The sequence below is a fragment of the Microbispora sp. CL1-1 genome, from assembly GCF_012034195.1.
Classification (GTDB): domain Bacteria; phylum Actinomycetota; class Actinomycetes; order Streptosporangiales; family Streptosporangiaceae; genus Microbispora.
The window spans coordinates 18,483-31,093 of sequence record NZ_JAATEK010000024.1 but is presented as its reverse complement, the minus strand read 5'-3'; the positions used below and the strand labels follow the sequence as shown (position 1 = coordinate 31,093).

The 12,611-nt window shown below is 69.8% G+C and carries 13 protein-coding genes; 9 read left to right on the top strand and 4 right to left on the bottom strand.

Annotated features, from left to right (window positions below):
• Nucleotides 1-100: 100 nt before the first annotated feature.
• Nucleotides 101-1,402, bottom strand: a complete 1,302-nt coding sequence (locus HCK04_RS25255; protein WP_142649886.1) for a pectate lyase — start codon at nt 1,400-1,402, stop codon at nt 101-103.
• Nucleotides 1,403-1,458: 56 nt separating this feature from the next.
• Nucleotides 1,459-2,376 (bottom strand): 5-dehydro-4-deoxyglucarate dehydratase, encoded by a 918-nt coding sequence (locus HCK04_RS25250; protein ID WP_142649885.1) that lies wholly within the window; start codon nt 2,374-2,376, stop codon nt 1,459-1,461.
• Between the two features lie 248 nt (nt 2,377-2,624).
• Between HCK04_RS25250 and HCK04_RS25245 the strand changes: the two genes are divergently transcribed.
• The 9 genes from HCK04_RS25245 to HCK04_RS25210 all read left to right on the top strand — a co-directional run bounded on the left by HCK04_RS25245 (nt 2,625) and on the right by HCK04_RS25210 (nt 11,227).
• Nucleotides 2,625-3,482, top strand: a complete 858-nt coding sequence (locus HCK04_RS25245) for a sugar ABC transporter permease (RefSeq protein WP_142649963.1) — start codon at nt 2,625-2,627, stop codon at nt 3,480-3,482.
• Between the two features lie 19 nt (nt 3,483-3,501).
• Nucleotides 3,502-4,380, top strand: a complete 879-nt coding sequence (locus tag HCK04_RS25240; protein ID WP_142649884.1) for a carbohydrate ABC transporter permease — start codon at nt 3,502-3,504, stop codon at nt 4,378-4,380.
• A 74-nt stretch (nt 4,381-4,454) separates the two neighbouring features.
• The gene (locus tag HCK04_RS25235; RefSeq protein WP_142649883.1) at nt 4,455-5,744 is read left to right on the top strand and encodes a sugar ABC transporter substrate-binding protein; all 1,290 of its coding nucleotides are present in this window, start codon (nt 4,455-4,457) and stop codon (nt 5,742-5,744) included.
• Nucleotides 5,745-5,835: 91 nt separating this feature from the next.
• Complete coding sequence (locus HCK04_RS25230; RefSeq protein WP_142649882.1) at nt 5,836-6,999, top strand: enolase C-terminal domain-like protein; 1,164 nt, start codon at nt 5,836-5,838, stop codon at nt 6,997-6,999.
• 31 nt (nt 7,000-7,030) lie between these two features.
• Nucleotides 7,031-7,804 (top strand): IclR family transcriptional regulator, encoded by a 774-nt coding sequence (locus HCK04_RS25225; RefSeq protein ID WP_142649881.1) that lies wholly within the window; start codon nt 7,031-7,033, stop codon nt 7,802-7,804.
• Nucleotides 7,805-8,034: 230 nt separating this feature from the next.
• On the top strand, nt 8,035-9,147 hold the full coding sequence (locus HCK04_RS25220) for a ThiF family adenylyltransferase (protein ID WP_142649880.1): 1,113 nt from the start codon (nt 8,035-8,037) through the stop codon (nt 9,145-9,147).
• A 48-nt stretch (nt 9,148-9,195) separates the two neighbouring features.
• Nucleotides 9,196-9,321, top strand: a complete 126-nt coding sequence (locus tag HCK04_RS43755; RefSeq protein ID WP_260617399.1) for a hypothetical protein — start codon at nt 9,196-9,198, stop codon at nt 9,319-9,321.
• A gap of 77 nt (nt 9,322-9,398) precedes the next feature.
• On the top strand, nt 9,399-10,010 hold the full coding sequence (locus HCK04_RS25215) for a DUF6879 family protein (RefSeq protein WP_142649879.1): 612 nt from the start codon (nt 9,399-9,401) through the stop codon (nt 10,008-10,010).
• Nucleotides 10,007-11,227, top strand: coding sequence for a hypothetical protein (locus tag HCK04_RS25210; RefSeq protein ID WP_142649878.1), 1,221 nt, complete (start codon nt 10,007-10,009; stop codon nt 11,225-11,227). Before HCK04_RS25215 ends, HCK04_RS25210 begins: the two co-directional genes overlap by 4 nt.
• Here HCK04_RS25210 and HCK04_RS25205 read toward each other — a convergent pair.
• Together HCK04_RS25205 and HCK04_RS25200 are read right to left on the bottom strand one after the other, a co-directional pair.
• The gene (locus HCK04_RS25205) at nt 11,211-11,714 is read right to left on the bottom strand and encodes a cupin domain-containing protein (protein ID WP_142649877.1); all 504 of its coding nucleotides are present in this window, start codon (nt 11,712-11,714) and stop codon (nt 11,211-11,213) included. The genes HCK04_RS25210 and HCK04_RS25205 overlap by 17 nt on opposite strands.
• 11 nt (nt 11,715-11,725) lie before the next feature.
• On the bottom strand, nt 11,726-12,598 hold the full coding sequence (locus tag HCK04_RS25200) for an NmrA/HSCARG family protein (protein ID WP_240971802.1): 873 nt from the start codon (nt 12,596-12,598) through the stop codon (nt 11,726-11,728).
• Nucleotides 12,599-12,611 lie beyond the last annotated feature (13 nt).

Below are 12,611 nucleotides of genomic sequence, written 5' to 3'. Positions count from 1 at the left end.
GCTTCTGCACGCGGCTTCTGCACGCGGCCCCTGTGCGCGCGCACAGGGGCCGCGCGCCTGGCACGCACAGTCGCGTACAGGGGTCGCGCGCCGCCGGCCGTCAGTGGATCTCGCCGGCCCCGGCGTGCCGGGAGACCTCCCTGCGCACGCTCGCTGCGGGGTCGATCCCCGTGTGCAGGGCCGGCGTCCAGCCCGCGTCGGCGCCGAGGTCGGGGTCGTTCTTCGCGTTGTAGACGGAGACCAGGTCGATCGGCGTCTCCTTGCCGCCGACCCGCAGCAGGTTGCCCTTGGCCGTCAGCGTCGTGCCGCCCCAGTTGTAGAGCAGGTCGGCCGGGTCGACGCTCCGGCTCAGCCGGAAGTAGTTGTTCTCGGCGTAGATCTGCGACTCCACGCCCACGCCCAGCGCGTACTCGAAGGGCTCGGCGTCGGGCACCTGGTAGTAGTTGTTGTAGACGTGCACCTTGCCGAACCGCACGCGGGGCAGCCGCTGCAGGTTTCCGGAGAACTCGTTGTGGTGCACGGTGACGCTGAGCTTGCCCCGGTCGGTCGCGGGGTTGTTGGTCGAGCCGATCAGCATGGTCTTGTCGTGGTCGGAGAACTTGTTCCACGACACGGTCACGAAGTCGGAGCCGTTGGTGATGTCGGCCTGCCCGTCGTGCACCTGGTACGGCCGCCCGAAGTAGAGCGGCTGGTCGGAGTCGGGGTTGTCCCCATCGGTGAAGGTGTTGTGGTCGATCCAGACGTGGGTCGAGCCGGTGACCGAGATGTTGTCGTAGAGCGAGTTCCAGTTGCCCTCGTCGCCGTCGGTGGGGTCCCACTGGGGGAAGCAGTCGGCCGCGTCCTCGAAACGGATGTTGCGGATGATGACGTTGTCGGCCTTGTCCACGTGCAGGTTGACGTGCCGGATGGTCGCTCCCGGCAGGCCTGCGATGGTGGTGTCGGACGGCACCTTGAGCTTGATGTACTTCGTCTGCGCAGCGGCGGAGGCGGCCAGCGCGTCCTCCATGGGCCCGGACGGCTCGGTGTCGCGTCCCCACACCGCCGGGTCGTACGCCGCGAGGTAGCCGGCCAGGGTGTAGCCGCCGGTGGCGAAGTCGGCGCAGGTCTTGTCGACGTCGATGACGCCCTTGACATAGATGATGCGGGGGCCGGGGGAGGCGAGCGCCGCGGCCAGGCCCGCGCGGTCGGTGACCACGTGGACGTTCGACGCGGGGGCCGCCGCGCCGCCGGTGGTGCCCGTGCCGGACGAGGCCCAGCCGTCGCCCGAGGGCAGCGTCTGCCGCCCGATGTCGGCCGGCTTCCCGGCGGGCGGGGTGACCGCTCCGGCGGGGCCCGCTCCCAGCACGGGGACGGCGGCCGTGATCGCGAGGGCGGCCGACAGGAGTAGGGATCTTCCGGGCATGACTGTCTCCGTTCCGCGGTCGCTCCCCCGAGACGAGTCGTACGTGTCGCCGGCGCTCAGGCCGGATCGGGCGACCGCTCCAGTTCTTCGAGAAGGGCGAGGCCGCGGCCGATCAGCCCGGCGAGCCTGTCGAGGTGCTCGGGGCTGGGATCGGACAGCGGCCGGCGGACGGGTCCCACGTCCAGACCACGCAGGCGAACGCCCGCCTTGATGAGCGAGACGGCGTACCCCGGGCCCTCGTTGCGGAGGTCGACCAGGGGACGGTAGAAGCCCTCGATCAGACGGTTCGCGACGTCGTCGCGGCCGTCCCGCATCGCCCGGTAGCAGGCGAGCGCGAGGTCGGGGAGGAAACAGAAGACGGCGGAGGAGTAGCGGACCACTCCGAGGTCCCGGTACGCGAGCTGGGACAGCTCCGCCGTCGGCAGGCCGTTGAAGTAGAGCATTTCCGGCGGGGCGGCCTCGATGATCCGGCGCAGGAGGCCGAGGTCGCCGTAGCCGTCCTTGAGCCCGATGACGCCCGGGTGCCGCGCGAGCGCCGCGACCGTCTCCGGCTCGAAGATCGCGTTGTCCCGCTGGTAGAGGATGATCGGCAGCCGGGCGCCGTCGGCGAGCGCCTCGTAGTGGCGGCGCAGGCCGTCCTGGCCCGCCTGCAGGAGGTAGGGCGGCAGCGCGAGCAGGGCCGACGCCCCGCCGTCCTCGGCCGCCCTGGCGAACTCCAGGGCCATCGCGGTGCCGTAGCCGGTGCCGGCGACCACCGGGACGCGCCCGGCCGCCTCCTCGACGGCCGCGGCCACGCAGGCGGCGTAGTCGCGCAGGCTGAGCGTGGGGAACTCGCCGGTGCCACAGCAGGCGAACACCGCTCCGCATCCCGCCTCGACACCCTGCCGCACGTGCCGGCGGAACACCTCGAGGTCGAGCCGCTCCTCCTCGTCGCAGGGCGTGACCGGGAAGAACAGCAGGCCGTCGATTGTCACCGGCTTCCTCCGTCATCCATCTGAACGTGATTCATATTCGTGAACACCGGGACCGTACGGCGCGCGGCGGCGCGCGGTCAAGACGCGCACCCCGAAGAGAGCGAATGTTTCGAATAAGGCACGGATCCTTGACAGGGATGCGGCCCGAACATCACCGTGGATCCGTCCACGTTTGTGAACCACGTTCAGGAATATGTCTTGGCTGTGGTTCCGGCAAGAGTCGCAGAGGAGATGCGCCGGTGACGACGATGCGCCGCAAGGCCGTGCCGTACCTGCTGATCTCGCCGACGGTCGCGCTCATCGCCGCGTTTCTCGTCTACCCGATCGCCAGCGTCGCGTACTACAGCCTGCAGCACCGCAACCTCACCCGGCCATGGGCGGACGGCTTCGCCGGGCTCGGCAACTTCCGGCAGATGCTGTTCGAGGACGAGGTCTTCTGGCACAGCCTCGGGTTCACCGCCAAATGGGTGGTCGCCGAGATCGGCCTCCAGCTGATCCTCGGGCTGGCCCTGGCCCTCATCGTCAATGAAAGTTTCATCGGACGGGGGCTCGCCCGGTCGCTGGTCTTCTCGCCCTGGGCAGTCTCCGGAGTGCTGACGACGGGCATCTGGATCCTGCTCTACACGCCGAGCACCGGCGTGCTGCGCTTCCTCGGGCAGCCCGAGGCGGCGGTCCTCGGCAACCCCGACACGGTCTTCCCCGCCGTGGTGGTGACCGAGTTGTGGCGCGGCGTGCCGTTCTTCGCGATCCTCCTGCTCGCCGGCCTGCAGGGCATCCCCGGCGAGCTCTACGAGGCGGCGGCGGTGGACGGCGCCGGGCGCGTCAGGCGCTTCCTCCACGTCACGCTGCCGCACCTGCGGGACGCGATCGTGCTGGCCACGCTGCTGCGCGGGGTCTGGGAGTTCAACAACGTCGACCTCCTCTACACCCTCACCGGCGGCGGCCCGGCGCAGGTCACGACCACGCTGCCGCTGTACGTCGCCCAGCGGGCGGTCGACTCCAAGGACTTCGGGTACGGCTCGGCGCTGACGATGGCGGGCTTCGTGATCCTGCTGTTCTGCTCCATCCTCTACCTCCGGCTCAGCCGGTTCGGCGGGGAACGATGAAGAGGCGAGGGGTTTCGCGATGAGCGCCGACGTCATGACCCGCCCGCGCACGCGAGCGTTGCCCCAGGGGGCCCGCCGGCGGAGGAGACGCGATCCCGGCCGTGTGCTGCGGCTCTACGTCCCTCTCGGGCTGTATCTGGTCTTCACCCTCGTGCCGTTCTACTGGATGCTCGTGTTCGCCCTCCGGCCGGCCGGTTCGACCGACCCGGTGCCGTGGCCGATCACGTTCGAGCACTTCGAGACCGTCTGGAACGACATCGGCTACGCGGTGTTCTTCAAGAACAGCGTGATCGTCGGGGTCTGGTCGCTGCTGGTCACCACGGTCATCGCGGTCATGGGCGGCTACGCCCTGTCGCGCTACCGGTTCCGCGGCCGGAGCCTGTTCATGGTCGTGCTGCTGTGCACCCAGTTCATCCCCGGCGCGATGATGCTGATCCCGCTGTTCTCGATCTTCAAGTCGCTCGGCCTGATCAACAGCCTGGCCAGCCTCATCGTCGCCGACACCGTCTTCAACCTGCCCTTGTCGATCATCCTGATGAGCGGGTTCATCTCGGCCGTGCCGTTCACGGTCGAGGAGGCCGCGATGGTCGACGGCTGCACCCGGTTCCGCGGCTTCCTCGCGATCGTGCTGCCGCAGCTGCGGCCCGGCCTGATCGCCGTGGGGTCGTTCGCCTTCATCCACACGTGGAACAACTTCCTGTTCGCGCTGATGTTCGTCAGCAAGCAGGACAGCTTCACGATCCCGGTCGGGCTCAGCTACACGATCGGGGAGTACAGCGCCGACTTCGGGGCCCTGGCGGCCGGGGGCGTCGTCGCCGCCCTGCCGGTGGTCTGCGTGTTCGCAGTGGTCCAGCGCTATCTCGTGCACGGCATCAGCGCCGGCGCGGTCAAGGGATAGCACCCCCAGAGACGGTCAAGGGATAGCACCCCCAGAGAACTGTCGAGAGCAGCCTGTCGTAAGCAGGAGGAACCATGAAGATGAAAGTGGCCTGGGCGGCGCTCGCCGTTCTGGCCGTCACCGTTACCGGATGTGGGTCGGACTCGGGTTCCGGCGAGGGCTCCGGCAAGACGACCATCACGTTCTGGGACAACAACGGGGGCGCCCGCACCCCGATCTATCAGGAGCTGATCAAGCGGTTCGAGGCGGCCAACCCCTCGATCCACGTCGAGTACGTCGGCGTCCCGATCGCCTCCGTCCAGCAGAAGTACGACACCGCCATCGCGGGCGGGGACACCCCCGACGTCGGCGGCGTCACCACGTCGTACCTGGCCAACCTGACCGGCCAGCAGGCGCTGGAGCCGGCGGACGAGTGGCTGGCCAAGAGCTCGGTGAACGGCAAGCTGGCCACGTCGATGCTCGACTCGGTCCGCAAGACCGTGCCGGACGGCAAGCTCTACCTGGTGCCCAACACCTCCAACATGGACGTGGTGTGGTACCTCAAGGACAAGCTCCAGCAGGCGCCGGACACCTGGGACGAGTTCTTCAAGGACGCCGACGAGCTGACCAAGAAGCCCGACGAGTACGGCTACACCATCCGCGGCGGGGCCGGCTCGATCTTCCAGATCCTGGCCGAGATGTACTCCTACTCGGGCGTGACCGAGTTCTTCGACGCCTCGGGCAAGAGCACGGTGAACGACCCGAAGAACGCCGAGTTCCTCACGAAGATGGCCGGGCTGTACAAGAAGGACACCCCCGAGGCCGACGTCACCAACGACTTCCCGAAGATGGTCGCCCAGTTCGGCACGGGGAAGATCGCGATGATGCACCACAACCTGGGCTCGTACAACGACCACGTCAAGGCGCACGGCAAGGACAAGATCGGCGCCTTCGCGCTGCCGACCGGTCCCGGCGGCAAGCGGACCATCGTCGCCAACCCCGTGGACGGCTTCGCGGTGTTCAAGAACAGCGAGCACAAGGACGCCGCCTGGAAGTTCGTGGAGTTCCTGGTCTCCCACGACGGCAACAGCTACTGGAACGAGCAGACGGGCCAGATCCCGGCCAACACCGAGGCGCAGGGCGACTCCTGGGTGCAGGGCCTGGAGCACCTGAAGACGGCCGTCGACACGCTGAGCGACCCGAACACCCAGGTCGTGTCGCCGCCCTACTACCTGCCGCAGTTCTCCTCCATCACCAAGGCCGACACCGAGCCGCTCTTCCAGAAGGTGCTGCTCGGCCAGATGAAGCCCCAGGAGTTCCTCGACACCCTGGCGCAGAAGCTGACCGACGCCCAGGCCGAATGGAAGAAGGCGACCGGCGGCTGACGATCGCCGCCGCGTCCCGGGACCGGGCCGGTGCGTACCTGACCGCGCACCGGCCCTCCGGCCCCTCCACACCGACAGAGAGGAAGAGGTCATGGCGGTCGTCGAACGCGTCATCGTCACGGTCTTCGCCACGGTCACCAAGTCCGTGGTGGACGGCCACGGCCACCGGCACCCCGGCCCGCCCCGCGAGGTGCGGGAGGCGCTGCTGGCCGTCACCGACAGCGACGGCGCGACCGGATACTGCCTGGCGGCGCCCGACACCGTCAGGGAGGCGGTGATCACGGGCCACATCGGCCCGGCGCTGATCGGTCAGGACAGCCTCGACCGCGAACGGCTGTGGCACCGCGTCGCCCGCCGGCAACGGGGCGCCCAGGGCAACCTGTCCGACCGGGCGCTCAGCGCGGTCGACCAGGCACTGTGGGACCTCGCCGGGCGCAAGCTCGGCCTGCCGGTCTGGAAGCTCCTCGGCGGAGCCCGCTCCGAGGTGCCCGCCTACGCGAGCACGATGTGCGGCGACGACATCCCCGGCGGCCTGGCCACCCCCGACGACTACGCCGCCTTCGCCAAGGAGCTCGTCTCCCGCGGCTACCGCGGGATCAAGCTGCACACCTGGATGCCGCCCATGCCGTACGGCGTGGACCGCGACATCGAGGCGTGCGCCGCGGTCCGGGAGGCGGTCGGCCCGGACGTCGCGCTCATGCTCGACAGCAACCACTGGTACTCCCGCTCCGAGGCGCTGACCCTCGGCCGGGCCTTGGACGAGCTGAACTTCGCGTGGTACGAGGAGCCGATGGAGGAGGCGTCGGTGCAGTCGTACCGATGGCTCGCCGACCAGCTCAGGACGCCGATCCTCGGGCCGGAGACCTCCTGGGGCAAGCACATGGCGCGGGCGGAGTGGGTGGCCGCGGGGGCCTGCGACATCCTCAGGGTCGGCGTGGTCGGCTCCGGCGGCATCATCCCGGCGATCAAGGCCGTTCACCTGGCCGAGTCGTTCGGCATGGACTGCGAGATCCACGGCAACGGCTCCGGCGCGCTCGCCGTGATCGGCGCCACCCTCTGCGGGCAGTGGTACGAACGGGGACTGCTGCACCCGCACTCGGACTACGACACGCCCGCCCCGCACCTGCGGTCGATCGTCGACCCGCTCTCCGGCGGAAAGGTGCGGATGCCGGACACTCCCGGACTAGGGGATGATCTGGATATGGACTACATCGCCTCCCGTACGGTCGCCTCCTGGGGAACCGGCTCACAATAGGAGGCGGAACAGGCGGGTCAGGGAGGTACACATGGCGGAACCCGTGCCGCACGTGAAGTCGGCACTCCGGACGGTCGAGCTGCTCGACTTCTTCGCGCAGTATCCCGGACTGCACAGCCTCACCGACCTACAGGGCAAGCTGGGCTACCCCAAGAGCAGCCTGCACGCCCTGCTGCGCACGCTGGTCGACCTCGGCTGGATCGAGACCGACGTCACCGGCACGCTCTACCGGATCGGCATGCGGGCTCTGCTGGTCGGGGCGACGTACATCGACGGCGACCCGGTGGTGCAGCTCGCGCACGACGCGCTGGACTGGCTGGCCGAGGTCACCGGCGAGACGGTGCACCTCGCCCGTCTCGACCATTTCGACATCGTGTATCTCGCCACCCGCGCCTCGCGGCACTACCTGCGGCCGTTCTCGCGGGTGGGCCGCCGTCTGCCGGCGAGCACCACGTCGCTCGGCAAGGCCATCCTGGCGAGCCGCGACGACGACGAGGTCCGCGCGCTGCTGCCCGCCGAGCTGCCCGCGCTGACGGCCAACACGATCGTGGACGCCGACGAGCTGCTGGTCGACCTCCACCGGGTGCGCAAGCAGGGCTACGCGGTGGACCGTGAGGAGAACACCGAGGGGCTGCGCTGCTTCGGCGTCGCGCTGCACATCAGCGACCCGCCGCGCGACGCCATCAGCTGCTCGGTGCCGATCCCGCGCCTCACGCCCGAGCGGGAGAAGGAGATCGCCTCCTGCCTGCTGGAGGCACGTGAGCGCATCGAGCGCTCCGCCATGCGGCAGCGCCGCGCCTTCTGACACGTCGGCGGCGCCCCGCACGCACATGCGTGCGGGGCGCCCGCATATAGAAGAAATCTAGAATTCGTCCGGGCGTGGCGATTATTTTGGGGCCGGCCGGATCGGCGGGCCGTTCCGCACCGTATTCTTCCCGGTCTTCGGCGTATTCGCGAATAGACATTGACCGGCGGCAATTCGCGCTGATAAGTTCCCGGTGTCGTGATCGTCTCCTCGGGCCGATGGAGGTCGGCTTGCGCCTGCCGAAAGTGAAGGCCGAGCACCGGCCGTACAGGATCGGGCGCGACAGGATTCGCATCGGCGGCTCCATTTATGGAATCGCCGCGGAGATATCGGATCCGCATGGTCACGCGTGGGCCGCGTTGTCGGCGATGGACGGGACCCGCGCGCCCGCCGACGTCGCCGATCATTTGTGCCATCTGTTTCCCGGCATGAAGCGGGTGGACGCCGCTGGCGTGGTGGACCTGCTGCTGCGATCGGGCTACCTGGAGGACGCGGCGGCCCCGCCGCCGGGTGACCTCAGCGCGGCCGAGACGGAGCGATATTCGCGGAACAAGGCGTTCTTCCGCTGGGTGGATCTCGTGCCCCGGGCCCATGGATGGGAGGCGCAGGTCGCGCTGAAGCGCGCACGCGTGCTGGTCCTGGGGCTCGGGGGCACCGGCAGCCACGCCGCCTGGGCGCTGGCCGCCGCGGGGGTCGGCAGGATCCACTGCGTCGACTGCGACGTGGTCGAGGTGTCCAACCTCACCAGGCAGGCGCTGTTCACCGAGGCCGACATCGGGAGACCGAAGGCCGACGTGGTGGTCGAACGCCTCACGGCGATCAACTCGGGTGTGCGCGTGACCGGGGAGACCCGCGCCGTCGAGAGCAGGGCGGACGTGTCCGCGCTGCTGGCCGGGTTCGACGTGCTCGCCCTGTGCGCCGACGAACCTCGCGGCCAGGACAGCATCCGGATCTGGGCCAACCGGGCATGCCTGATGGCCGGGGTGCCGTGGGCGGTCGGCGGCTATCGGGGTCCCCTCGTCAGCGTGGGGGTCTTCGCCGCCGGCGGGCCCTGCTACGAATGCCTCACCGCCGCGATCGAGGCGTCGCTGGAGCCGGGGGTCCACGTCGACCTCGGCGGGCCGGGAGTGCTGGCGCCGTCCGCCGGCATTTCCGGACACCTCACCGCGCAGGCCGTGATCTCGATGGTGACCGGAATTCCGGCGACGCTGCGCAGTCATGTCACCGGGATAAATCTGATCGCCCCCGAACAGCATGTGTACACGCACTATGCGGCGTCGCCGGAATGCGCCGGCTGCGCGGTGCGGGGGAAAAGGGAACGGAAATCAGCGGTTGACGCCTGAAATGCCCCGGCTTAGTGTCGTGAGTTGTCGCGACGAAAGGGGGTGGAAATGGAGCGACAGGAGCCGGCGGTGCAGGATTCCGCCGAGACCGAGGACGCGGCCGGAAAGATTTCGTTCCGGCTGCTCGACAAGATCGAGACGACGCAGTCGTACAGCGGAAACTCGAATAGCTGACCGGTGATGGTCCGGATGGTCGATTTCCGAGTCGCCGTCCGGACCATCGTCATGCGAAATACGAATGACGGTGAGGCATGAAAATACCCCGGCCCGAGGCCGTGCCGGGCACGATGCTGCCCATGCGGGAGTACGCGGCGGACTTCCTTGAGGTCTTCCACGACGTCGACGGTGTGATCTGGAAGCTGGAGCGCGCCCAGACGTTCGACGAAGGGGAGAACCCGAGCTGGAAGGCCATGCGCGCGGGAGACTGGCACCGCTCGCTCGAACTGCTGGAAGAGGCGCGGGAGACCATCGCCGCGGACCTTCCGGCCCGGGGGGAGCTGCGCCGCCTGCGGATCGTCGAGACGCCGCTCACCGCATATCTGCAGTGGGAGCTGCACCTGCTCGCGCTGCGCGCGCGCCTGGGGGAGCGCGGCAGGGTTCTGGACGCCGGTGAGCTGGCGGGCCTCGAGGCGGACGGTCCCCTCCCGGAGCTCGTCGTCTTTCCCGGCAGGCACATGTACCACGTGCGCTACGACGACCGCGGCGCGTGTGCCGGCGCCCGCCGGATAGACGACGCCGACGCCGTCGCCGCATGGACGTCGGTCGTCTCCTCGCTGTACGAGCGGGGCGAAGACCTGCCGGCCTACGTGGAGAAGCGGGTCGTCCCGCTTCCGCCGCCCCGGACGGACGCGCAAGCGCGATGACGCACGTCCGGCTGCGTCCTCTCGGGTTCCGCGAGGACGAGGACGGATGGATCGTCGGCCGCGTCGACACGGGCGTCTGCATCGAGGTGCCCTACGCCGGCAAACGGGCGATCGAACTGCTCGGCAGCGGGCGGACGATCCGCGCGGCGCGCGAGGAGCTGAGAGCCGAGCTCGGGGTGGAGCTCGACGTGTCCGGATTCGTGGACGACCTGGCGGCCGTGGGGATGGTGGCCTCGATCGGCGACCGGGTCTTCGCCGACACCGGCGCCCCGGCGCCGTCGCTTCCCTGGATAACGCGGGAAATGGTGCGGTGGACGCTGAGCCCCCTGCTGCACTGCCTGCTGGGCCTGCTCGTGCTCGGCGGGGTCGTCGCGGCGGTGCTGCGGCCCGGCGTCGTTCCCCGGTGGCATGCCCTGCTCTGGAGCGACCACGGCACGGTGGTCCTGCTGAGCGAGATCGCCGTGGTGGCCGTGCTCGTCTCACTCCACGAGCTCGCCCACCTCCTCACCGCGCGGGCCGCGGGCGTCCCCGGCCGCATCCGGATCGACACGCGCCTTCAGTTCCTGGCCGCGCAGACCGACGTCTCCGGCGTCTGGCTCGCCGAGCGGCGGGTCCGCCTGACCGTCTATCTCGCGGGGATGGCGGTGGACGCGAGCGTGCTCGCCGCCTGCCTGCTGACGATGGCGCTGTCCGGCACGAACACGCTGCTGTCGGTCATCGCGCTCACCGAGATGACGGGGCTGGCGTTGCAGTTCTTCGTCTTCATGCGCACCGACCTCTACTTCCTGCTCCAGGACCTGGCGCGCTGCCGCAACCTCTACGCCGACGCCGCCGCCTTCCTGCTGCACCTGCTTCGCCGCGCCGTACGGAGGCCCACCGCGGAGCCGCTCACCGGGTTGGACCCGCGGCAGCGCCGGTTCGTCCGGTTCTACAGCGTGCTCCTCGTCGCCGGGACGGGGCTCTGCCTCGGGGTCTTCCTCCTGATCTCCGTCCCGTTCACGGTCGCGCTGATCGCCAGGTCCCTCGGCGTGCTGCTGCATCACGACGGCCTGGTCGACGCCGCCGACGCCCTGCTGACGCTGGGGGTCGTGGTCGCCTACCAGGCCGTGTGGGTGAGGGCGTGGGTCCGCAGGCACGGACCACGCGTACGGGGGTTCGCCGCGAGGCTGGTGCGCCACCGCGCGCCGGGGGCGAGCGTGGTCAGGCGCGGTTCGTGAGCGGGGTCAGCTGGTGGATGTCGTGCCGGGCGCGCAGCGCCGTGATCTCGGCCGGGTCCGGCGGTCCCGAGGCCAGCATCCCGGTGAGCTCCCGCAGGTAGGTCTCGTGACCCGCGGGGGTCACGATGAACAGCATCCGGGCCGGTTCACTGCCGGGGTTGAAGAACGCGTGGGGGCATCCGGCCGGCACGTGCATGAAGCTCCCGGGCCCGCCCCGCAGCACCTCGGCGCCGGCCTCCGACCGCCAGGAACGCCAGTCGGAGCCCGTCTCGGAGTCCGCCGGATGGAAGGCGAGGAGGTCGAGCTCGCCGTCGATGACGTAGAACATCTCCTCCGCCTCGTGATGCAGGTGCGCCCCGACGTCGAAACCCGGGGCGACCACGGCCTCGAAGACCGACCACGCCGCCGCCTGCTCCGCGCCGACCTTCAGCGTCATCGCCTGGATCGAGTCGCCGCCTCCCGGCGGAAGTAACAGTCCATCGGTCATGTCCTCGCACCTCACGCTTTCCAGCCGGTGGCGCGCAGCCACGTCTCCAGGGTCATCAATCCGGGGTGCTCGGCGCGCAGGGCAGGCAGATCGACCTGTGCGGGGTGCTCCTCGAAGAACTCGAACATCCGGGCCACCCACGGGTCGAACGCGCGCACGTGCTCGATCGGCGTCCGTTCGAAGCGGGCCGGCAGGCCGCACACCCGGCCGAACGTGGCGGCGATCTCCGACGGGGTGGGCTCGTCGGCGCCCAGATCGACGGTGCGGCCGAGGTACTGGCCGGGGCGCTCGAAGGCGAGGGCGGCGAACACCCCGATGTCCTCGACGCTGATCAGCTGCATCGGCGTCCCGGGATCCATGGGGAGCCGTACGACCAGCGTGCCGTCCTCCAGGCTCGGCCGGTTGTAGGTGCTGAAGTTCTCCATGAAGGAGACCGGGCGCAGGATGGTCGCCGGCAGCCCGAGCTCGTGGATCTCACGCTCGATCCGCGCCTTGCTCTCGATGTGGGGGATTCCGGACTGGTGGTCCGTGCCGGGGACCGAGCTGTACACGAGGTGTCCCGTGCCGATCTCCGCGGCCAGCCGGGCCACCGTCAGGCCCCGCCGCTCCTCGGCGGCGGCGCCTTCGACGGTGATCGTCGGGCCCTGCATCATGGTCAGCGCCAGGAAGACCCCGTCCACGCCCCGCATCGCGCGGCGCAGCGACTCCTCGTCGTCGAGGTCGCCGACGAGGAGTTCCGCCCCCGACTCCTCCAGCGCCTTGGCGGCGGAACCGCCCGGGTCGCGCACCAGGGCGCGTACGTTCCGGCCCCGGGCGAGCAACCGGCGCGCGGCGGCGCCGCCCTGCCGGCCCGTGGCTCCGACGACCAGTACGGGATCGCTCATGGCGTATGCCTCC